The sequence below is a fragment of the Mesorhizobium sp. P171375 genome (assembly GCF_057786075.1).
Map to the genome: position 1 here is coordinate 2,230,131 of NZ_JBYNWF010000001.1, position 19,367 is coordinate 2,249,497.

Annotated in this window: 17 protein-coding genes and 3 pseudogenes; 15 read left to right on the forward strand and 5 right to left on the reverse strand. The window is 60.6% G+C overall.

Annotated elements, in window-relative coordinates:
• Nucleotides 1-612 precede the first annotated feature (612 nt).
• The 5 genes and pseudogenes from bluB to ACYHH6_RS10655 all read left to right on the forward strand — a co-directional run.
• Entirely contained in the window at nucleotides 613-1,248 is a 636-nt protein-coding gene (gene bluB / locus ACYHH6_RS10635; RefSeq protein ID WP_352561188.1) for a 5,6-dimethylbenzimidazole synthase, read from the forward strand.
• Between the two features lie 125 nt (nucleotides 1,249-1,373).
• On the forward strand, nucleotides 1,374-1,901 hold the full coding sequence (locus ACYHH6_RS10640; RefSeq protein ID WP_352592787.1) for a class I SAM-dependent methyltransferase: 528 nt from the start codon (nucleotides 1,374-1,376) through the stop codon (nucleotides 1,899-1,901).
• A gap of 227 nt (nucleotides 1,902-2,128) precedes the next feature.
• Nucleotides 2,129-3,949, forward strand: a complete 1,821-nt coding sequence (glmS, locus tag ACYHH6_RS10645; RefSeq protein ID WP_031215567.1) for a glutamine--fructose-6-phosphate transaminase (isomerizing) — start codon at nucleotides 2,129-2,131, stop codon at nucleotides 3,947-3,949.
• 451 nt (nucleotides 3,950-4,400) lie between these two features.
• A complete protein-coding gene (locus ACYHH6_RS10650; protein ID WP_031197535.1) occupies nucleotides 4,401-4,655 on the forward strand; it encodes a helix-turn-helix domain-containing protein in 255 nt (84 codons plus the stop codon).
• 700 nt (nucleotides 4,656-5,355) lie between these two features.
• Nucleotides 5,356-6,231: pseudogene (locus tag ACYHH6_RS10655) on the forward strand (IS1380 family transposase); the annotation flags it as partial.
• A 318-nt stretch (nucleotides 6,232-6,549) separates the two neighbouring features.
• Here the strand turns inward: ACYHH6_RS10655 and ACYHH6_RS10660 are convergent.
• Both ACYHH6_RS10660 and ACYHH6_RS10665 read right to left on the reverse strand, forming a co-directional pair.
• Nucleotides 6,550-7,755 (reverse strand): beta-ketoacyl-[acyl-carrier-protein] synthase family protein, encoded by a 1,206-nt coding sequence (locus ACYHH6_RS10660; RefSeq protein WP_023707447.1) that lies wholly within the window; start codon nucleotides 7,753-7,755, stop codon nucleotides 6,550-6,552.
• Nucleotides 7,756-8,031 (reverse strand): acyl carrier protein, encoded by a 276-nt coding sequence (locus ACYHH6_RS10665; RefSeq protein ID WP_023673543.1) that lies wholly within the window; start codon nucleotides 8,029-8,031, stop codon nucleotides 7,756-7,758. It lies immediately after the preceding gene.
• A gap of 574 nt (nucleotides 8,032-8,605) precedes the next feature.
• Here ACYHH6_RS10665 and ACYHH6_RS10670 point away from each other — a divergent pair.
• Nucleotides 8,606-8,707: pseudogene (locus ACYHH6_RS10670) on the forward strand (LysR family transcriptional regulator); the annotation flags it as partial.
• 97 nt (nucleotides 8,708-8,804) lie between these two features.
• Nucleotides 8,805-9,757, forward strand: a pseudogene (locus tag ACYHH6_RS10675) (IS1380 family transposase); the annotation flags it as partial.
• 186 nt (nucleotides 9,758-9,943) lie between these two features.
• On the opposite strand, the gene ACYHH6_RS10680 reads toward ACYHH6_RS10675, so the two are convergent.
• Entirely contained in the window at nucleotides 9,944-10,108 is a 165-nt protein-coding gene (locus ACYHH6_RS10680; RefSeq protein ID WP_023685557.1) for a hypothetical protein, read from the reverse strand.
• Between the two features lie 56 nt (nucleotides 10,109-10,164).
• The gene (locus tag ACYHH6_RS10685; protein ID WP_023673549.1) at nucleotides 10,165-10,554 is read right to left on the reverse strand and encodes a hypothetical protein; all 390 of its coding nucleotides are present in this window, start codon (nucleotides 10,552-10,554) and stop codon (nucleotides 10,165-10,167) included.
• A 563-nt stretch (nucleotides 10,555-11,117) separates the two neighbouring features.
• Here ACYHH6_RS10685 and queC point away from each other — a divergent pair.
• From queC to queE, 3 genes are read left to right on the forward strand one after another with little or no spacing between them, the layout of a single operon-like run.
• The gene (gene queC / locus ACYHH6_RS10690; RefSeq protein WP_352544527.1) at nucleotides 11,118-11,816 is read left to right on the forward strand and encodes a 7-cyano-7-deazaguanine synthase QueC; all 699 of its coding nucleotides are present in this window, start codon (nucleotides 11,118-11,120) and stop codon (nucleotides 11,814-11,816) included.
• Nucleotides 11,816-12,172, forward strand: a complete 357-nt coding sequence (queD, locus tag ACYHH6_RS10695) for a 6-carboxytetrahydropterin synthase QueD (protein WP_352590737.1) — start codon at nucleotides 11,816-11,818, stop codon at nucleotides 12,170-12,172. The genes queC and queD overlap by 1 nt, the downstream gene beginning before the upstream one ends.
• On the forward strand, nucleotides 12,169-12,903 hold the full coding sequence (gene queE / locus ACYHH6_RS10700; protein WP_023713158.1) for a 7-carboxy-7-deazaguanine synthase QueE: 735 nt from the start codon (nucleotides 12,169-12,171) through the stop codon (nucleotides 12,901-12,903). Before queD ends, queE begins: the two co-directional genes overlap by 4 nt.
• A 236-nt stretch (nucleotides 12,904-13,139) precedes the next feature.
• Here queE and hemN read toward each other — a convergent pair whose 3' ends face one another.
• Nucleotides 13,140-14,489 (reverse strand): oxygen-independent coproporphyrinogen III oxidase, encoded by a 1,350-nt coding sequence (gene hemN, locus ACYHH6_RS10705; RefSeq protein WP_352544525.1) that lies wholly within the window; start codon nucleotides 14,487-14,489, stop codon nucleotides 13,140-13,142.
• Nucleotides 14,490-14,641: 152 nt separating this feature from the next.
• On the opposite strand from hemN, the gene ACYHH6_RS10710 reads away from it, so the two are divergent.
• The 5 genes from ACYHH6_RS10710 (at nucleotide 14,642) to ccoP (ending at nucleotide 19,325) form a co-directional block, all read left to right on the forward strand.
• Entirely contained in the window at nucleotides 14,642-15,388 is a 747-nt protein-coding gene (locus ACYHH6_RS10710; protein ID WP_352590740.1) for a Crp/Fnr family transcriptional regulator, read from the forward strand.
• A 556-nt stretch (nucleotides 15,389-15,944) separates the two neighbouring features.
• Nucleotides 15,945-17,555, forward strand: coding sequence for a cytochrome-c oxidase, cbb3-type subunit I (gene ccoN, locus ACYHH6_RS10715; RefSeq protein ID WP_031206088.1), 1,611 nt, complete (start codon nucleotides 15,945-15,947; stop codon nucleotides 17,553-17,555).
• An 11-nt stretch (nucleotides 17,556-17,566) separates the two neighbouring features.
• Nucleotides 17,567-18,298 carry a cytochrome-c oxidase, cbb3-type subunit II gene (gene ccoO, locus ACYHH6_RS10720; RefSeq protein WP_352590743.1) on the forward strand — a complete coding sequence of 244 codons (732 nt, stop codon included), beginning with the start codon at nucleotides 17,567-17,569 and terminating at the stop codon, nucleotides 18,296-18,298.
• An 11-nt stretch (nucleotides 18,299-18,309) separates the two neighbouring features.
• A complete protein-coding gene (locus ACYHH6_RS10725) occupies nucleotides 18,310-18,459 on the forward strand; it encodes a CcoQ/FixQ family Cbb3-type cytochrome c oxidase assembly chaperone (protein WP_023690689.1) in 150 nt (49 codons plus the stop codon).
• A 2-nt stretch (nucleotides 18,460-18,461) separates the two neighbouring features.
• Nucleotides 18,462-19,325: a cytochrome-c oxidase, cbb3-type subunit III gene (gene ccoP / locus ACYHH6_RS10730; RefSeq protein ID WP_352590746.1), complete on the forward strand. Its 864-nt coding sequence runs from the start codon at nucleotides 18,462-18,464 to the stop codon at nucleotides 19,323-19,325.
• Nucleotides 19,326-19,367 lie beyond the last annotated feature (42 nt).

Consider the following 19,367-nt stretch of genomic DNA (forward strand, 5'->3'; position numbering starts at 1 on the left):
CGTCCGAACAGTGAACGAAAGTAGAACATATAATTCAAGCGCGAATTGACTGTGAGAGGGATGAGCTGCAATTTGGGTCAGGCCTGACGCTGGTGGAAGACGAAATTGCGGTGGCGACTGGAAGCTCAGCGATGCACCAAATGAAACTGGGCAGCTGGTGCTGTCCGCTGCGGCGCTATGACGTCAGACGATGGTATCTGCCGAATGACCTGGGGAATCTTCGGGGACGTCGAGGCCGACGTGGTCGGAAGCAAACTGAGTTGCAGGCGATGCGGCAGGAACGACCATATGCAAGCTGAGATGCCTGTCGCCGTCTCCGCGTTCCAGGCCGACGTTCTCTGCATTCGGAGGCCTGGTGAGCGATACGGGTGCGCCTGAGTGTCAATGGCGCATTTAGCAACGGCCTGGTACACGATTCACCGCGGTGCGAGCTGATCGAAACTGGCTTGGTCGATTGCATCGTAATAGCGCCGCCCACGAGGAAAGATTTTTCTATCGTTTGCGGTTGGGGTCGCATGACGCGATTGTCGGACGCAACAAGCCAGCTTGGCAATAGGCAGAGGCTGTCCACACTGTACTCCCTAATGCCAATCCATACCTAACGAGACCGCCATGCCGTCAACTCCAGATTTCACCGACGATTTTCGCTCCGAGCTGATCACGCTGCTGCGCTGGCGCAGGGATGTGCGGCGCTTCGAGCCGACGGCTCTGCCAGAGGGTACGCTGGAACGCCTGCTCGAGCTCGCCAGCATTGCGCCCTCCGTTGGCCTCAGCCAGCCCTGGCGCTTCGTAGTCGTCGAGAGCCTCAAGCGGCGCACTGCCGTGAGAGACTGCTTCGAGCGCTGCAATGCCGAGGCGCTCACGCACTTTTCGGGAGAGCGCGCCGCACTCTATGCCCGGCTGAAGCTTGCCGGGCTCGACGAGGCGCCCTGTCAATTCGCGGTCTTCGCCGACCGCACGACCCGACAAGGCCATGGGCTCGGTCGCATGACCATGGCGGCGACCATCGACTATTCGGCCGTCATGGCAGTGCACACACTGTGGGTGGCGGCGCGGGCGGAGGGCATCGGCATGGGCTGGGTGTCGATCCTCGATGCGACCGAGATGGCCGAAATTCTCGACACGCCGCCCGAATGGACGCTGATCGGCTATTTCTGCCTCGGCTATGCCAGCGAGGAGCACGACATGCCGACCTTGGAACGCGAATGCTGGGAACATCGGCGGCCGCCGGTGGTCATCAGGCGGTAGTGGGGCTGCCCATCATTCGCCTCTTCCCTGGCGATGAGCTTGCCGCAGATCGGGTCGCCCTTCGCACATTGCCATTCCGACCGAAGCCGAGGTTCGTGTTCTTGCAAAGGCCAGGAAAGAGCAGCATGACAAGCGCGACCGCAGCGAAGATGGCGCTTGCGACAACCGGGCTGAAGCCGGGCATGGAGGTGGTCGACCTCTGTTGCGGGGCGGCTGTGCCGATCGCCACGATCGCCCGCCTGTCGTCGCACTACGCCGACCAGCTGAAGGCCGCGCACCGCCGGCTGACCGGCGCCGGCGCGACCAATTGCTATTGGTCGCCGGCTACGCGCTATGAACTCGCTACTCTGGTGTCGCGCCCCGTCGGTTTCGTCTTCACGGCCAACGCCTTCGACGGCGTCCCGGACCGACCGCGGCTGGCACGTGCGGTGCGTGAGGCGCTCGCCCCCGGGCGGACATTTTGTTATCGTCAACTGACACTGGCAGCCGCGCGAGACGACGAAGGTCCTGAAGCGAACTCTGTCGCCAAGACAGACCATCGCCGATGCCCAAGTCGGCGGCACCATGCTCCTAGATGCCGACTGCCTGACAAGGGGTCGCAGGCCCGTCGTCCGTCCACTGTCCAAGGCCTCCTGGCCTTTCCGAGGCCGTGATCCTGCCGCGGGTGTGAGTTTGCGATCCTCATAAGAGCGTCAGGCGCGAATAGAAGTTTGGGTCGTGGCTCCACAGCCGCCGACCTATCCATCGGGTGGATGGTAGTTATCACAACAATCAATTTTACCAATATTATGGGATTCTACTACAAGGCCGCCACTTAAAGCGGCCGGACGGGTATCCGTCTCGCGTGGGCTGGTGCTGCCCGCAAAGTGCGGAGACGAACATGTGCGGGATTGTTGGCATCGTTGGGCAACAGCCGGTGTCGGATCGGTTGATCGGCGCGTTGAAGGGTTTGGAATATCGCGGCTATGATTCCGCCGGCGTTGCGACGATCATCGAGGGTGCCTTGCACCGCCGGCGCGCCGAGGGCAAGCTCGTCAATCTCGAGACGCGACTGAAGGAAGAGCCGCTGAGCGGCAACGTCGGCATCGGCCACACGCGTTGGGCAACCCACGGGGCCTCGACCGAACGCAATGCGCACCCGCACTTGAGCGACGGTGTCGCCGTAGTCCATAACGGCATCATCGAGAATTTCACCGAGCTGAAGGACGAATTGGCGGCGGATGGCGCCGAGTTCCAGACCGACACCGACACCGAGGTCGTTGGGCATCTCTTGGCAAGATACCGCCGAGAGGGCATGAGGCCGCAAGAGGCCACGCGTGCCATGCTGAAACGCGTCAAGGGCGCTTATGCGCTTGCCATCCTCTTCGAAGATGAACCGTCGACCATCACGGCGGCGCGCAACGGACCACCGCTCGCGATCGGTCACGGCGACGGCGAGATGTTCCTGGGCTCCGACGCGATCGCCCTTGCTCCCTTCACCAATGAAATTACCTATCTCATCGACGGCGACTGGGCCGTTGTCGGCAATTCGGGCGCCCATATCTTCGATGTCGACGGCCGTCCCGTCGAGCGTCCGCGCCATATCTCCACGGCCGCGGCCGATCTCGCCAACAAGGGCAACCATCGCCACTTCATGGAGAAGGAGATTTACGAGCAGCCCGAGGTCATCGCCCATGCTCTCCGTCATTACATTAACATCATAGACAGTCGCGACATGGTTCCTGGCATTGATTTCGCCAAGGTCCCGAGCTTGGCGATCTCTGCCTGCGGGACCGCCTATTTCGCCGGACTGATCGGAAAATACTGGTTCGAGCGCTATGCGCGCCTGACGGTTGAAATCGACGTTGCGTCCGAATTCCGTTACCGCGAGATCCCGTTGCCGCCGCAGTCGGCGGCTCTTTTCATCTCGCAGTCCGGCGAAACCGCCGATACGCTTGCGTCATTGAGGTACTGCAAGGAGCGTGGGCTGAAAATTGGCGCTATCGTCAATGCCTGCGAATCGACCATCGCTCGGGAGGCCGATACGGTTTTCCCGATCCTTGCCGGACCGGAGATCGGCGTCGCCTCTACCAAGGCTTTTACCTGCCAGCTTGCCGTTCTAGCAGCACTCGCCATCGGCGCGGCCAGAGCCCGCGGGACCGTCCCCGAACACGAGCTGCAGGCGCTCGTCAGGAGCCTCGCCGAATTGCCGCGCGTGATGGGCCACGTACTCGAGTGCATCCAGCCGGAAATCGAGTTCTTGTCGCGCGAACTGTCAAAGTGTCGTGACGTCCTGTATCTCGGCCGTGGCACCAGTTTCCCGCTAGCGATGGAAGGTGCGCTGAAGCTCAAGGAGATTTCCTACATCCATGCCGAGGGCTATGCAGCGGGTGAATTGAAGCACGGGCCGATCGCCTTGATAGACGAGAACATGCCAGTGATCGTCATCGCGCCCCATGACCGTCTTTTCGACAAGACCGTTTCCAACATGCAGGAAGTGGCTGCCCGTGGAGGGCGGATTATCCTCATCACCGATGAAAAAGGGGCAGCCGTATCGAAACTCGAAACCATGCACACGCTCGTGCTGCCGGTTGTCGACGAGATTATCGCGCCAATGATCTTCTCGCTCCCGATACAGCTTCTAGCCTACCACACGGCGCTCTTCATGGGGACGGATGTAGACCAGCCGCGCAATCTCGCAAAATCGGTCACGGTCGAATGATTGTGAACCTGTACAGGTGGCGATGCGCCTCCAGGAAAGCGGTACCCCTTGTCTGGATCCGAAGCCCGGATGAAACCAGATGACCATTGTTTGCTGCAATTGCGAAACTCGGTAGCGGTTACGAGCGGGTCTTTCGCTGCCTCGCCGGTGGAGATTGCCGAAGGAAGCAGTGTCCGTGCCGAAAGTTCGAGTTGCTGTTCAAGAAAGCCATCGGCGAGAATGGTCCACGAAGGATCGCAGGTCGCATGCGCTACGCCGACCAGGCTCTCAGCACGGGCAGTCTTGATACTTGATCAGAAGCAGGTGAGCCGCCATATTCCGGCCCGGCCAATTCAGCGGCCCATCCCATGCATGAGGCCGGTTCGGCCGAATGGACGACCATTTTTTTTATTTGCTAGGTGTGCGCCTCGGGAGGAATCTCCGAGGGAGCTCCCAGTTCTTGGAGATGTTTATGAAGGATTCGCGCATTCCCGAACCAGTCTTGACGGCTATGTCCCAGGGAACCCACATCGTCCGCGCTTATCGCGAGCACCTTGGATATTCGATCGACGACCTGGCCGTCGCGTGCGGGCTGGCCGCTGAGGAAATCCAAAACATCGAGCGAGGTCTGAGGTACAGCAAGGGCTATCGGGATCGGATAGCGAAATCGCTTTCCATACCTGTGGGAATTCTTGAGTCGGAGTTGGACATTTCGGACGCCGCCTGAACAGATCGGATGATCTGCAATGGGTGGACTAGCTGTTGTGATGTGAAGCTTGCGGCTGATGTCGACGCTTGATTGATTGATGCGATGCCTTCTGGCGCAGCTCACCGAACAACAAAGCGATATAGCCGCCCGGAGTGCTACGAAACGTGCACGACGGCATCGGCTCGCGACGAAGGACTAACGGCGAACTCTTCCTAGTTCGGCAAGGCGATGCTGGCTTGAGCATCAACTCGGCCTACGAGAGTGGCTACTCCTAGGCTGAATCGTCCACCATGGCGAAGTCGCGCCGCTCTGAAAGTAACATGGCGGGCATCCTGACGTTTCCGGGTTGACTATGGGCGTTCGAACCAGGAAAAGGGGCCGCTCTTCGTGAGTGGCGTGCGCCGGCAGTCTGACCCCCAAGCCCCCCGCCCAGGCTGCCGGCGCGCTTCTAGAAAGATCGAAGTAGGGACTCGCTTGCGCTCTGCCCGCTGACACCTTGTGGTTCCTCCTGCGGGTCCAGCGGACCACCTTGGGTGTCGCCAGTTCTGGTGGTCACGCGCCTCCATTTGCGATCTCGTGTCAGTGAGTGCACCGCAAGCACCCTCTCTGCCAGCCTGAAAAATTCATGGGGGTTGGTGGATGTGGCGCAAGCCCGTTGAAATGACGTAGGATTAGGTTGCTTAAGCCGATCCGAAATTTCCCGGAGACCACACCCACCATGAACGATCTTGCGCTGCCGCTGAGCGGTTTTAGTCGGCGGCAAGTCCGTCGTCGCCCGTTTCGACGGCGGCATGCTGTCGTCCAACAGCGGCGTTCTGGCCTTGGCCGAGGTGGAAAAGCGGTTGCGGGTGGCCGAGCGTCTGGCGCGTTGCATCGACGATCCGCGCTGCCCGGACCAGGTCGTCCACAGCCTGGCGGACATGATCGACTTTCGCATGAAGGTGATCGGCGCCGGCTACGAGGATGGCAACGACGCCAACCGGCTGCGCCGCGATCGGTCTTCAAGATGGCCCAGGATGCGCTGCCGTCGGGTCGGGATCTGGCGTCGCAATCGACGCTGTGCCGGCTGGAGAACCTACCCGGGGTGCGGGAGCTGGTCGCGATGGGGCGGGCGATGGTCGATCTCTATTGCGCCTCGTTCCGGCAAGTGCCGAAGCGGATCGTACTCGACATTGACGACACCTTCGACGCTGTGCACGGAGGCCAACAGCTTCGCCTGTTCAATGCCCACCATGACGAGTACGGCTTCCAGCCGATCGTCGTGTTCGATGGTGCGGGACGGTTCGTCAGCGCGATCCTGCGACCGGCCAAGCGGCCGAGTGGGGCTGAGATCCGCCCCCACCTGCACCGTCTGGTGCGGGCGATCCAGATCAACTGGCCGAACATTCGAATCCTGCGCGGCGATAGCCCTTATTGCAACCCGCAGGTCATCGACTGGTGCCGCGCCAACGACGTCGACTTCATCTTTGGCCTCGCGCCCACCACGACCCTGCGCAAGCATGTCGCGGATCTGGAGGCCAGCACGACCGCGCGCTTCGAAGCGTCGGCCAAGACAGGCAAGGTCCGCAGGTTCAAGAAGTTCGTTGACGGAGCCCGCGGCGCGGCCGGGCCGGCAGCACTCAGGCGACTATAACGGGCGCAGAGCCGACCCTGCGGCTTCCAGACATTGTCGTGTACAGCTTCAGACCCTCAAGCCGAGCCCGCATGGCCTCGCTTACCTTTTACGGAGCGGCGGTACGTCCAAGCCGGTTCAACAGTTAAGAATTTCGCAAAGACGATACCCCCGGATCCTCGAGCTTCCGCTGCCACTTCCCGCATTCGCCGAGGCGGTCAATGACCCGCCCTTCACAAGGTTATCCGGCAAGCATCTGGATGCGAGAGATAATGTTGCCGGAAGCATCTTTCATGGCTTCTACACCTGCCTGAACGCCAGAACCGCGTTCGTGCCGCCAAAGGCGAAGGAGTTGCTCAGTGCCACGCGGACCTTGCGCTCGCGTGCCACATTGGGCGTGACGTCGAGATCGCAATCGGGGTCCAGCTCACGATAATTGGCAGTCGGCGGCACGACGCTCTCGCGGATAGCCATCACGCAGGCGATCAACTCGAGCGCGCCGGAGGCGCCGAGGCAATGCGCGTGCATGGACTTGGTAGAAGAAATGGACATTGAGAAGGCGTGCTGACCGAAGACGCGCTTGATCGCCGCCGTCTCGATCTGGTCGTTTGCCTTGGTGCCGGTGCCGTGCGCGTTGAGATAGTCGACATCCTCGGCGTCCAGCCTGGCATCGGCAAGGCAGGCCCGCATTGCTGCCTCCGGCCCCTCGACAGTCGGCGCGACGATGCCGGACGCATCGGCGGAAAGGCCGACACCGGCAATTTCGGCAAGGATGGTGGCGCCCCGAGCCAGGGCATGCTCGTAGCTTTCCAGCACCGCCATGCCGGCGCCTTCACCAAGCGACAGGCCCTGGCGATCGGCCGAGAATGGCCGGCAAGTATCGGGCGAAAGCACGCGGATCGCTTCCCATGCCTTCAGCACACCCCATATGAGCGGCGCTTCGCTGCCGCCGGCAAGCATCACGTCGGCCCGGCCGAGCCTGATCTGGTCCACCGCGCAGGCAATCGCATGGTTTGCCGAGGAACAGGCGGACGTGACGCCGAAGACCGGCCCGCGCAGGCCGAGACTCATGCTGACCTGGCCGGCAGCGGCACCCGGCATCGCCTTGGGTACAGTCAAGAGAGCGGCACGCTTACCGCCCAGAAGGATGGCGCGGTAGGTTTGCTCGATCGCATCCCACCCGCAGCCGCCAACGCCCACCGTCGCACCGAAGCGATAGCTATTTCCCTCTTTGGAGGAAAGTCCGGCCTGACGCATGGCTTCGCGCGCCGCAAGCACAGCGAGCAGGCTGAAGCGGTCCATGGAGATGAGTTGCTTGCTGTCGATGTCATGCTCCGGCAGGGCCTTGATCTCGGCACCGATCCTGACCCTCAATTCATGGAACTCGGAGTTGACGATTGGGCCGATGGCGGAGCGGCCTTCTCGCATCTCTGTCCAAATGGCGGCGGCGTTGGTTCCAAGCCCGCAAATCCCGCCAATCCCAGTAATCACGACGCGCCTGTCCATTCACACCCCCGTAGGGAGCAAGCTGCGCACGGCTTCCACCATGCCCCCAACATTCTGGAGATCCGACCATGCCTCGGCCGTATTCATCTCGATCTCGATGCCGTAGGCCTGCTCCAGGTCCCAGAGAACGTCCGCCAATCCCAGTGAATCGATACCGAGCGAAGTCAGTCCCGTGGCAGCCGTTATTTCGCCGCCCGTGGCAGGCGCTATGCCGCCCTCCGACGCGGCGCGCTTCTTGATCATTGCGATTATTTCGTTGGCGAGTTGATCTGCCATCTTGTTCCTTTCCAGCTTGCGTTTTCGGCGTCGTTCAAAACCCGAGTCGCGTCGCGTTGCCAAAATTGCCCCTCATAGAGCCTGTGCGCCGACCAAGCCCAATGCCCATAGGAACCGGACGAGTTCCGGCTTCTGCGGCGTCAGCCCGATGACGAAGAAAAGTCGCCGGCCTCCCGCTTTTGCGCCAGCACATCAATAATCTGCGTGTAAATGGATAGGAACCGTCGTCAAACGTCAGCTAAACGCTGCGACGGTGAGTGCTGTCAGCGTATTCACTCGGCACCTCATATGTAATCGAGATGTTTCATAGCTCCGGACCAGTTGCGATCAACTATTGTACCGGTCGCCATTCGTCGGAGAGTTCGACATGATTTGGAGCGCTGCCTCTTTTTCCCAGTACAATCTCCACCGCACGCGACAGATTTCCTCTTTCGGGCTCTTCTCAAGGGACTCGCCACGCGATAGAGGCAGTGATCGGCGCACGTGAGGTCCTGCCAGGTCCATGCGACATTCCGGAAAATTGGTAAAATCGTTTGTTTCAATCAAATTCATCCACGCTATGGATAGCTAAGACATGCGTTTCAAAGGGCTCGATCTGAATCTTCTCGTCGTTCTCGACGCGCTGCTTAGCGAGCGCGGCCTCACGGCGGCGGCACGCAGCATCAACCTAACCAAATTCATGGGGGTTGGTGGATGTGGCGCAAGCCCGTTGAAAATGACGTAGGATTTGGTTGCTTAAGCCGATCCGAAATTTCCCGGAGACCACACCCACCATGAACGATCTTGCGCTGCCGCTGAGCGGTTTTAGTCGGCGGCAAGTCCGTCGTCGCCCGTTTCGACGGCGGCATGCTGTCGTCCACAGCGGCGTTCTGGCCTAGGCCGAGGTGGAAAAGCGGTTGCGGGTGGCCGAGCGTCTGGCGCGTTGCATCGACGATCCGCGCTGCCCGGACCAGGTCGTCCACAGCCTGGCGGACATGATCGACTTTCGCATGAAGGTGATCGGCGCCGGCTACGAGGACGGCAACGACGCCAACCGGCTGCGCCGCGATCGGTCTTCAAGATGGCCCAGGATGCGCTGCCGTCGGGTCGGGATCTGGCGTCGCAATCGACGCTGTGCCGGCTGGAGAACCTACCCGGGGTGCGGGAGCTGGTCGCGATGGGGCGGGCGATGGTCGATCTCTATTGCGCCTCGTTCCGGCAAGTGCCGAAGCGGATCGTACTCGACATTGACGACACCTTCGACGCTGTGCACGGAGGCCAACAGCTTCGCCTGTTCAATGCCCACCATGACGAGTACGGCTTCCAGCCGATCGTCGTGTTCGATGGTGCGGGACGGTTCGTCAGCGCGATCCTGCGACCGGCCAAGCGGCCGAGTGGGGCTGAGATCCGCCCCCACCTGCACCGTCTGGTGCGGGCGATCCAGATCAACTGGCCGAACATTCGAATCCTGCTCCGCGGCGATAGCCCTTATTGCAACCCGCAGGTCATCGACTGGTGCCGCGCCAACGACGTCGACTTCATCTTTGGCCTCGCGCCCACCACGACCCTGCGCAAGCATGTCGCGGATCTGGAGGCCAGCACGACCGCGCGCTTCGAAGCGTCGGCCAAGACAGGCAAGGTCCGCAGGTTCAAGAAGTTCGTTGACGGCGCCGCTAGTTGGAGCCGCGTCGAGCGCATCATCGCGCGGGTCGAGGTCGGCGCCCACGGTGGCGATATCCGCTTCGTCCCCCGCCTGCCATCACGCCGGAGCAATCCCGGCGCCTGACGAGGCGCGTGGAAAAGCACCGCAACGGCGACCACAGCGTCGCTTCAGGCCGTCAAAAGCTTATCGCCGTGCATCAAGGCGGCTAGATGGCAACGAGGCTTATGCCGCCCGAGCATCGCAGCTAAGTATGCATGAGGGGTCGTCCCTTCAAAATACTTGATACATTTGCGCTTGCGTAGCTCCTTGCATACGCTCGATGCCAGGAGGAGACCTCTGTTCTAAACGCTCGCATCGATGCAACGCCGTTGACACCATCATCGCGGCGACCGCTTTGCCGCGGCCGCCGCAGCCCTTTTCGAGCATGACGATCATGCCGGCGCCATCGCAGTGATGCACTTGCAAATTCAGAGATGCACTCTGGCCAAATGCTAGGTGCCCAGCATATGTCCGGCATCCCGCAACGCCGCTACGAAGAGACGGGCATTGCCGTTGGCATCCATCTTGGCCTGCATCGACAGGGGCATCCTGTGCCAGCTCTCCAAGGCCGCAATGTAATGTGAGAACATACCGTTAACGATGCAATAGTGGGTAACTAGGCCGTGTCCGTCTAACGCCAGCACGCCGAATTGGCCGCCGTGATATCGGATGGCTGCGACCCGCTGGACCTGCGCGTCACCGTCGATCCGCACGTTGAAAAGCAGGCTGCCGCGGCTCCTGGTGGCTATCTCGGCGGCTTTTTCAGCGAAGCTCAACGAGAGCGAGCGGACGCTTTCGACTGCCATCTGTAAAACCATCAAGTTCAGTTCATCCACTGCCATAAGGTACCTGTGCGCAAGACATGGGTGATTGCAATCGACCACACCGCTTGTTCACAGATGTCGGCTCACGACCGGTTATTCAGGGTTCGCCGGTTATCCATTGAGGGCGTGCTCATCAAAATGATCCTGACGTGGAATGCGCTGCATCTACGAAGCGCAAGGAGCAGGCCAGCCAAAGCTGTCGCGACAATTGATCTCATAATCCACCCCGATATCTGGATTTCGGCATCGCTGAACATCCCTGGTAAGTGAGCTGTTTGCGGCAAGCCCATCTCGGCTTTGTACTCTCCGAAACCGTTGCAATGGCGTCGCTCGGCGCTCGGGACCGACAGGCTCTGCTCGTCGAGAACTTTGTCCCCGAGAAGCGTTCGACTTTGAGCATTCCGCTGAAGGGTGACGTCTCGCCAGTCCGTGTCCTTGCAGCTCACCGCGATGGCTTTTTGCGCATCGCACGCAAGCGCACGAATTGGTCTCCGTTCACTTCACAAAATGGTTTTCCTGAAGTACTGGAGCGCAGAGAAATCTCCGGTCGCAGCCTACCCGGTTAAAACAAGGACCCAACGATGAAGACTCTCGTCGTCTGCTCCGGCGGATTGGATTCCGTTACTCTTGCCCACAAGGTGGCAGCGGAGCACCAGCTTACCGGCCTGCTATCGTTCGATTACGGCCAACGGCATAGGAAGGAATTGGGCTTCGCCACCCTTTGCGCGGAGCGCCTGAGTGTCCCGCAGCGAATCATCGATATCCACGAGATCGGCGGCGGCCTTTCCGGCTCCGCGCTGACCGACAATGTGGACGTGCCCGACGGGCACTATGCCGAAGACACGATGAAGATAACCGTGGTGCCCAACCGGAACGCCATCATGTTGGCCATTGCCTTCGGCCTCGCCGCAGCGCAAGACGCTGACGCAGTGGCGACGGCCGTGCATGGTGGGGATCACGTTGTCTATCCCGATTGCCGTCCGGCCTTCATCGACGCTTTCCAGATGATGCAGGACCACGCGCTCGACGGCTACGCGCAGATTCACCTTTATGCACCCTATGTGAACCTGACGAAGGCGGACATTGTTACGGATGGAGCCAAATACGGCACGCCGTTTGCGCAGACCTGGTCCTGTTACAAGGGCGCCGAGCGTCATTGCGGGAGGTGCGGGACCTGCGTCGAGCGGCGTGAGGCGTTTCACATGGCTGGGCACCCGGACCCAACCGAGTATGAGGACTCCGACTTCTGGCTCGGAGCGCTGCGAAGGACCACCGCGTAATGTTCCGCATCACCAAGGAATTCCACTTCTCAGCCTCGCATCAGCTCACCTCATTGCCACCCGATCACCAATGCGCGCGCCTGCACGGACATAACTACATCGTCGAAGTGGAGCTTTCAGCGGATGAACTGGACGATCACGGCTTCGTGCGCGACTACCACGACTTGGCGCCATTCAAACGCTACATCGACGAGAGCTTCGACCACCAGCATCTCAACGACGTGCTGGGACACGAGCAAGTCACGGCGGAATATCTGGCCAGACATTTCTACGACTGGTGCAAGGCACGCCTGAGCGAAACCGCGGCCGTGCGGGTGAGCGAAACGCCGAAAACCTGGGCGGAATACCGGCCATGACGAATACTCATCCCGCAATCCGCGTTAGCGAGATTTTCGGGCCGACGATCCAGGGCGAGGGCGTGCTCATAGGTTTGCCGACGATCTTCGTCAGAACCGGCGGGTGTGACTATCGCTGTTCCTGGTGCGACAGCCTCCATGCTGTGGACAATCAATTCCGCCATGAATGGGAGATGATGTCCGTTGGCGCGGTGTGGAAAAATGTGCTTGCCCTTTCCGGTGGCCGCCCGCTGATGGTGTCGCTATCAGGCGGCAATCCGGCCATCCAGCCGCTCGGCGCGCTCATCGACCGGGGCCATGGTGACGGTTACCGTTTTGCGCTGGAAACCCAAGGGTCGCTTGCCAGGGACTGGTTTGCGCAGCTTGACGTGCTGATCCTCAGCCCAAAGCCGCCGTCAAGCCAAATGACGACAGATTGGGCCGCTGTCGAGGCGTGCCTCCAGGCGGCACAAGGCAAGCCCCAAGTCGTGCTCAAGCTCATTGTTTTCGACGAAAGGGACTACACCTACGCGAAAGACGCCGCTGCGCAATTTCCGCAACTTCCGATCTATCTGCAGCCCGGCAATCACACGCCGCCACACCCCACAAATGATGACGCGCCTGTCGACCTTGACGGAATATTGAAGCGCATGGAGTGGCTGGTTGACAGCGTGACCCGCGACAGATGGTTCGAGGCCCGCGTGCTACCGCAGCTGCACGTTGTGCTCTGGGGTAACAAGAGAGCCGTCTAGCCCAGGCCCTTTCCACTGGAACTGCGCCGGCAGAATTCGGGTGAACGGGTGGTTCAGGTCGAAGGGAGCTGTCGCCGACAACCATGATCCGACAGGCAGGGCTCGAGCGGACGATATCGTCGCTGCGCCAAGACGCGTCTGGTCCGCTCCGAATCTTGTCTCGATAGACGGTCGCCGATCAACAAACGTACCGCGGTCCATGATCGACTGAGAGGCATGACCGTTCCTCTGAGTGCTCAGACTGCCGCCGAGTGCCTGGCCGTTCCAGCTTCGAAATATTTGTCGAACCTGGCCGCGATGCTTCGGACGAAAGGGCGACTTTCAGCCGGCACAACGAATCTGTCGCCATCAAGTTCAAGCAATCGAACCGGATCGTGGAGGGCCATGGAACTTGACTGAAGGAGGAGCCTCTGGCCGGCCTCGCCGAAGCGTTCCACCAGATCGATGGCCGAGAAGGCGAAGTCGCACATCAAACGCTCGATGATCCAGCCGCGAACGCGGTCGTCGTTGGAAAGTGCGATACCCCGAACAGCGGCCAGCCCGCCGTCATCAACCGTGCATCGATATTCGCTGGTCGAAGGCATGTTCTGCGCATAGCCCTGCCGAAACTGGCTGATGGACGATGGGCCTAACCCAATCAAGGTTTCGCAGCAATCGTCGGTGTAACCCTGAAAGTTGCGGTGCAGTGTTCCGGCGCGGGCGGCAAGGGCCAGGGCATCGCCGGGTTTGGCGAAATGGTCGAGGCCGATTGCTTCGTACCCCTGGTCCACGATCGCCCGCGCGGCCAGTTGCGATTGAGCAAATCTCTCCGCGGGACCGGGCAGCCATGCCTCGTCTATCATCGTCTGATGTTTCTTGAACCACGGCACATGGGCGTAGCCAAAAAGCGCTATCCTGTCGGGTTCCAAGGTCAGCGCCTGCGCCACGGTGGAGGAGACGCTCTCCCTCGTCTGGTGCGGCAGGCCGTAGAGCAGGTCTAGATTGACGGATTCGACGCCGCGCGAACGAACACCGTCAACGACCGCTTTGGTCTGCAAAAAGCTCTGCTCGCGGTTGATTGCCTTCTGAACCTTCGGATCGAAGTCCTGGACGCCGAGGCTCGCACGAGTCATGCCGATTTCGGCAAGCGCATCGAGGCGGGCTTCATCCATATCGTTGGGTTCGATTTCAACGCTGATCGTGGCGCCGGGAAGAAAGCCGAAGCTGTTGCGCAGGGCGGTTCCCAGCGCCACCATATCTTCGGGTTTGAGCATGGTCGGCGAACCGCCACCGAAATGGACGGCACGGACGCGACCCTTGCCTGCGACAAGACTGGCGACGGTGGCGATCTCGGCATGCAGTGAGCGCAGATATGTGGTCACCGGTTCGTAATGGCGTGTCTGCTTGGTATGGCAGGCACAGAACCAGCAAAGCTTGTCGCAGTAAGGGATGTGCAGATAGAGCGAGATCTCGTCACCACCGCCGAGCGCTTGCAGCCAGCCACGACAAACGGCAGCATCAACGCCTGGATGGAAATGGGGCGCGGTCGGGTAGCTCGTATAGCGCGGGACGTTCTCGCCAAATCTGGCAACTAGCTTTTGTCGCATGTCGTGGTCCACCGTGTTTGCGTCGCCCGAACTGTGGATGCTTGGATGAGCCTAAGCCCTGATTTCGATCAACCTTCAGCACGGACAAACTGCCGCAAGGATTTTTCTACCGTGGATGCTATCCTGCCCGCACGGACCGGTAGAGCGATCGAATGACATTACGGCAGGATATTCACAGTTCAGGCATCCCCGTTCTTTGCCTGTCTTGCGAGGCACGGCGCCGCGGTGTCTGTGGCGCGCTAGAGCCAGACCATTTGGCTTACCTCGCCAAGACGTCGTCGCGGCACAATATCGAGCCGGGGGTCGAACTGATCGGCGACGCCGAGGCGGTCGACTGTTATTCGAACGTGCTTTCAGGCGTGGTGAAGCTCACGAAGAGCCTGTCAGATGGACGCCAACAGATTGTCGGCCTGCAGTTCGCCCCGGATTTTCTGGGTCGGCCCTTCAAGATGAAAAGTGCGATCAATGCCGAAGCGGCAACAGCTGTCTCGCTATGCTCGTTTCCCAGAGCGGCCATCGAACGGATGATGAAGCAGTCACCCGAATTTGTGCATCGCCTGCTCAAGCAGGCGCTGAACGAACTTGAAGAGGCACGCGAATGGATGGTGACTCTGGGGCGCAAGACCGCACCAGAGAAGGTGGCGAGCTTTCTCCTCATGATTGCCCGGAACATCGACTCCAATGTTGACCCGACGGCTAGCTCGACGTGCTTCGAGCTGCCGATGACGCGTGCCGACATTTCTGATTTCCTTGGAATCACAAACGAGACCGTGAGCCGTCAGCTGACCAGCCTGAGAATGGACGGCGTGATTCGGATCGAGAACAACCGCCGCGTCACCGTGGACAGCATGAGCCGGCTGGAACGGCGCTGCGGCGGCCGAGGCGCTACAGCCGTTTGAATGACGCAGAAGCTGCATGGCCCCGTCACTTACTTCATTCGGGGCAGGGCATGCTCGCGTTGGGCTCAGAAGAAGTCGCGTAGCGACAGCCCGTTCTCCATCCGATCGTATGCGCCAGTTGCGTTTCGGCTCGTCGGCGAAGCATCCACACTTGGCCGAAGTCAATTCGCCTCATCCGCAGGGGAAAATCGCCGTCTCCCCAAGCCATGAATGTCACGACGGCAGCGTAACGCTGGCGCTGGCTGTTCCAAGGCATTGAACGATCGGCGTTCGGTAAGGCATCGACCTGCTTTCCAGCGTCGCAGAAGGTGCGTTCCCCCACACGCCCGCGGTCGCCTCCGCAGCCCGGGGCCCGACCGGGGACACCAGGCCCCATCCATAAACGGGCGGCCGGTGGTGCGCTTCCACATTCGATCGTCGCAGTCTGATCGCACCGAACTCGATGCTGCTCGAGCAAAATGGTGCGGCTCTGACATGGATCAGGGCGAGCAGGCGACGGCTGCGCAATAAGGCACCGCGGTTTGGCATCCGCCGGAATTGGAAATCGGGGCTTGCGATGAAATTCGGCAAAGAAATCGTGCTTCTAAGCCTGTTCGCATTCGCGGCTTTGGTGGCGGCTGGCGCTGGGGTGGATGAACCCTTTCGCCAGCATATGTGGGTCTTGTTCTTCGCCTTGGCCGGCTTCACTGCGATCCTACTGCGTAACACTGAGTTCAAGCCTGCCGCTCCGATCGACCCGTCCGTCTACATGGATGGTCCAATCCGCTATGGCGCCATCGCCACCATGTTCTGGGGTGTCATCGGCATGCTTGTCGGCGTGGTCATCGCGCTGCAGCTTGCCTATCCCGATCTCAACATCCAGCCCTGGTTCAACTTCGGCCGCTTGCGGCCTCTGCACACCTCGGGCGTCGTCTTTGCCTTCGGCGGCAACGCGTTGCTTTGCACGTCTCTCTATGTCGTCCAACGCACATGCCGCGCTCGGCTGTTCGGTGGCGATCTCGCCTGGTTCGTGTTCTGGGGCTACCAGCTCTTCATTGTCATGGCCGCGACCGGTTATCTGCTCGGCATCACCGAGAGCCGCGAATATGCGGAACCCGAATGGTATGTCGACATCTGGCTGACCATCGTCTGGGTCGCCTACCTGATCCTTTTCCTGGGCACGATCTTGAAGCGCAAGGAACCGCACATCTACGTCGCCAACTGGTTCTATCTCTCCTTCATCGTGACCATCGCGATGCTGCATGTGATCAACAACCTCTCGATGCCGGCCTCCTTCCTCGGATCCAAGAGCTATTCCGCATTTTCCGGAGTCCAGGACGCCCTGACGCAGTGGTGGTACGGCCACAATGCCGTCGGGTTCTTCCTGACCGCCGGCTTCCTGGGCATGATGTATTATTTCGTGCCCAAGCAGGCCAACCGGCCGGTCTATTCCTACCGCCTGTCGATCGTCCATTTCTGGGCAATCATCTTCCTCTACATCTGGGCCGGGCCCCATCACCTGCACTACACCGCTTTGCCTGACTGGGCGCAGACACTCGGCATGGTGTTCTCGATCATGCTGTGGATGCCGTCATGGGGCGGCATGATCAATGGCCTGATGACGCTGTCGGGCGCCTGGGACAAGCTGCGCACTGACCCGATCATCCGCATGATGGTGATGGCCATCGCCTTCTACGGCATGTCGACTTTCGAGGGCCCGGTGATGTCGATCAAGACGGTCAATTCTCTGTCGCACTATACCGACTGGACCATCGGGCACGTCCATTCGGGCGCACTCGGCTGGGTTGGCATGATCTCGTTTGGCGCGATCTACTTCATGGTGCCGAAGCTGTGGAACCGTGAACGGCTCTACTCGCTGCGCCTCGTGACCTGGCACTTCTGGCTGGCGACGCTTGGCATCGTTGTCTACGCCGCGGTGATGTGGGTGTCCGGCATCATGCAGGGCCTGATGTGGCGCGAATACGACGAGCAGGGCTTCCTGGTCTACTCCTTCGCCGAAACCGTGGCAGCCATGCATCCTTATTACATCATGCGCGCCATCGGTGGGGCCATGTACCTCTCCGGCGCCCTGATCATGGCCTGGAACATTGCCATGACCATCCTCGGCTACCGGCGCGAGCAGGATCCGCTGCCGCGCTCCACCCCCGCCCTCCAGCTTGCGCGATGATGAGACAGAAAATGAGGTTGATGAACAGACACGCACTGATCGAGAAGAACGCTACACTTCTTCTCCTCGGGTCGCTGCTGGTCGTGACAATCGGCGGCATCGTCGAGATCGCGCCGCTCTTCTATCTCGATAACACGATCGAGAAGGTGGAAGGCATGCGGCCTTACTCGCCGCTCGAACTGGTCGGGCGCAACATCTACGTCCGCGAGGGCTGCTACCTCTGCCACAGCCAGATGATCAGGCCGTTCCGTGACGAGGTCGAGCGCTACGGCCACTACAGCCTGGCGGCCGAGTCGATGTACGACCACCCGTTCCAGTGGGGATCGAAGCGCACCGGACCTGATCTCGCCCGCGTCGGCGACCGCTATTCCAACCTGTGGCACGTGGATCACCTGACAGATCCACGGTCCGTGGTGCCGGAATCGATCATGCCGAGCTATGCCTTCCTGAAGGACAAGCCGATCGCGGTGAAGGACTTCTCTACGCATCTGGTCGCCAACAGGCGCGTCGGCGTCCCCTACTCCGACGACATGATCGCCAACGCCAATGCCGATTTGATGGCGCAGGCTGATCCCAACGCCGACACATCCGGCCTCGAGGCCCGCTACCCCAAGGCTGAGATCGGCGACTTCGACGGCAACCCGCAACAGGTCACCGAGATGGACGCGCTGGTCGCCTATCTCCAGATGCTCGGCACGTTGGTCGATTTCAAGAACTACGATGAGACCGCCGGCTACCGCTGAGGACAATGGCCATGACGTACAATTTCATGCGGGAGTTTGCCGACAGCTGGGGCCTACTTGCCATGGCTCTTTTCTTCATCGGATCTGTTGCCTTTGCAGTTCGTCCCGGAAGCCGCAGGCAAGCCGGCGAAGCAGCTCAAATTCCTCTGAAGGAGGACTGATCATGAGCGACGAGCACATCGATGAAATCTCTGGTGTTTCAACCACCGGTCATGAGTGGGACGGCATCCGGGAGCTCAACAACCCGCTTCCGCGCTGGTGGATCTGGACGTTCTACATCACCATAGTCTGGGCGATCGGCTACACCATCGCCTATCCGGCATGGCCTCTGCTGCACACGGCAACCAAGGGGGTGCTCGGCTACTCCAGCCGCAACGATGTCGGGAACGAGTTGTCCGCGGCTGAAGCGGCCAAGGGCAAATATGTCGCCGCGATAGAAGCGAAAAGTGTTTCGGAGATCGCGGCGGACGACACGCTGCGCGAATTCGCCGTCGCCGCCGGCGGTGCCGCGTTCAAGCTCAATTGCGTCCAGTGCCATGGCTCCGGCGCCCAGGGCTCCAAGGGCTTCCCCAACCTCAACGACGACGACTGGCTGTGGGGCGGCAAGGCGGAGCAGATCCAGCAGACGGTTACACATGGCATTCGCTTCGCCTCCGATCCGGATACGCGCCTGTCGGAAATGCCCGCCTTTGCCGACATCATCACCGCCGACCAGATCAAACAGGTCAGCGCCTACGTCGCCAGTCTGTCGGGGGCCGTCGTCAATCAAGCATTGGTCGCGCCGGGCGCAAAGGTCTTTGCCGAAAACTGCGTGGCCTGTCATGGCGACAATGCAAAAGGCAACAAGGAACTCGGCGCTCCAGATCTGACCGACGCCATCTGGCTCTACGGGTCAGGCGAAGCGGCCATCGCCGCCCAGGTAACCGCACCGAAACACGGCGTGATGCCGGCTTGGGGCGCGCGCCTCGGCGAGATCAAGGTCAAGGAACTGGCGGTCTACATCCATTCGCTTGGCGGCGGAGAATAGGAAAGCAGCCTATTCTCGTCCTCCCCCTCCCGCCAAGCGACG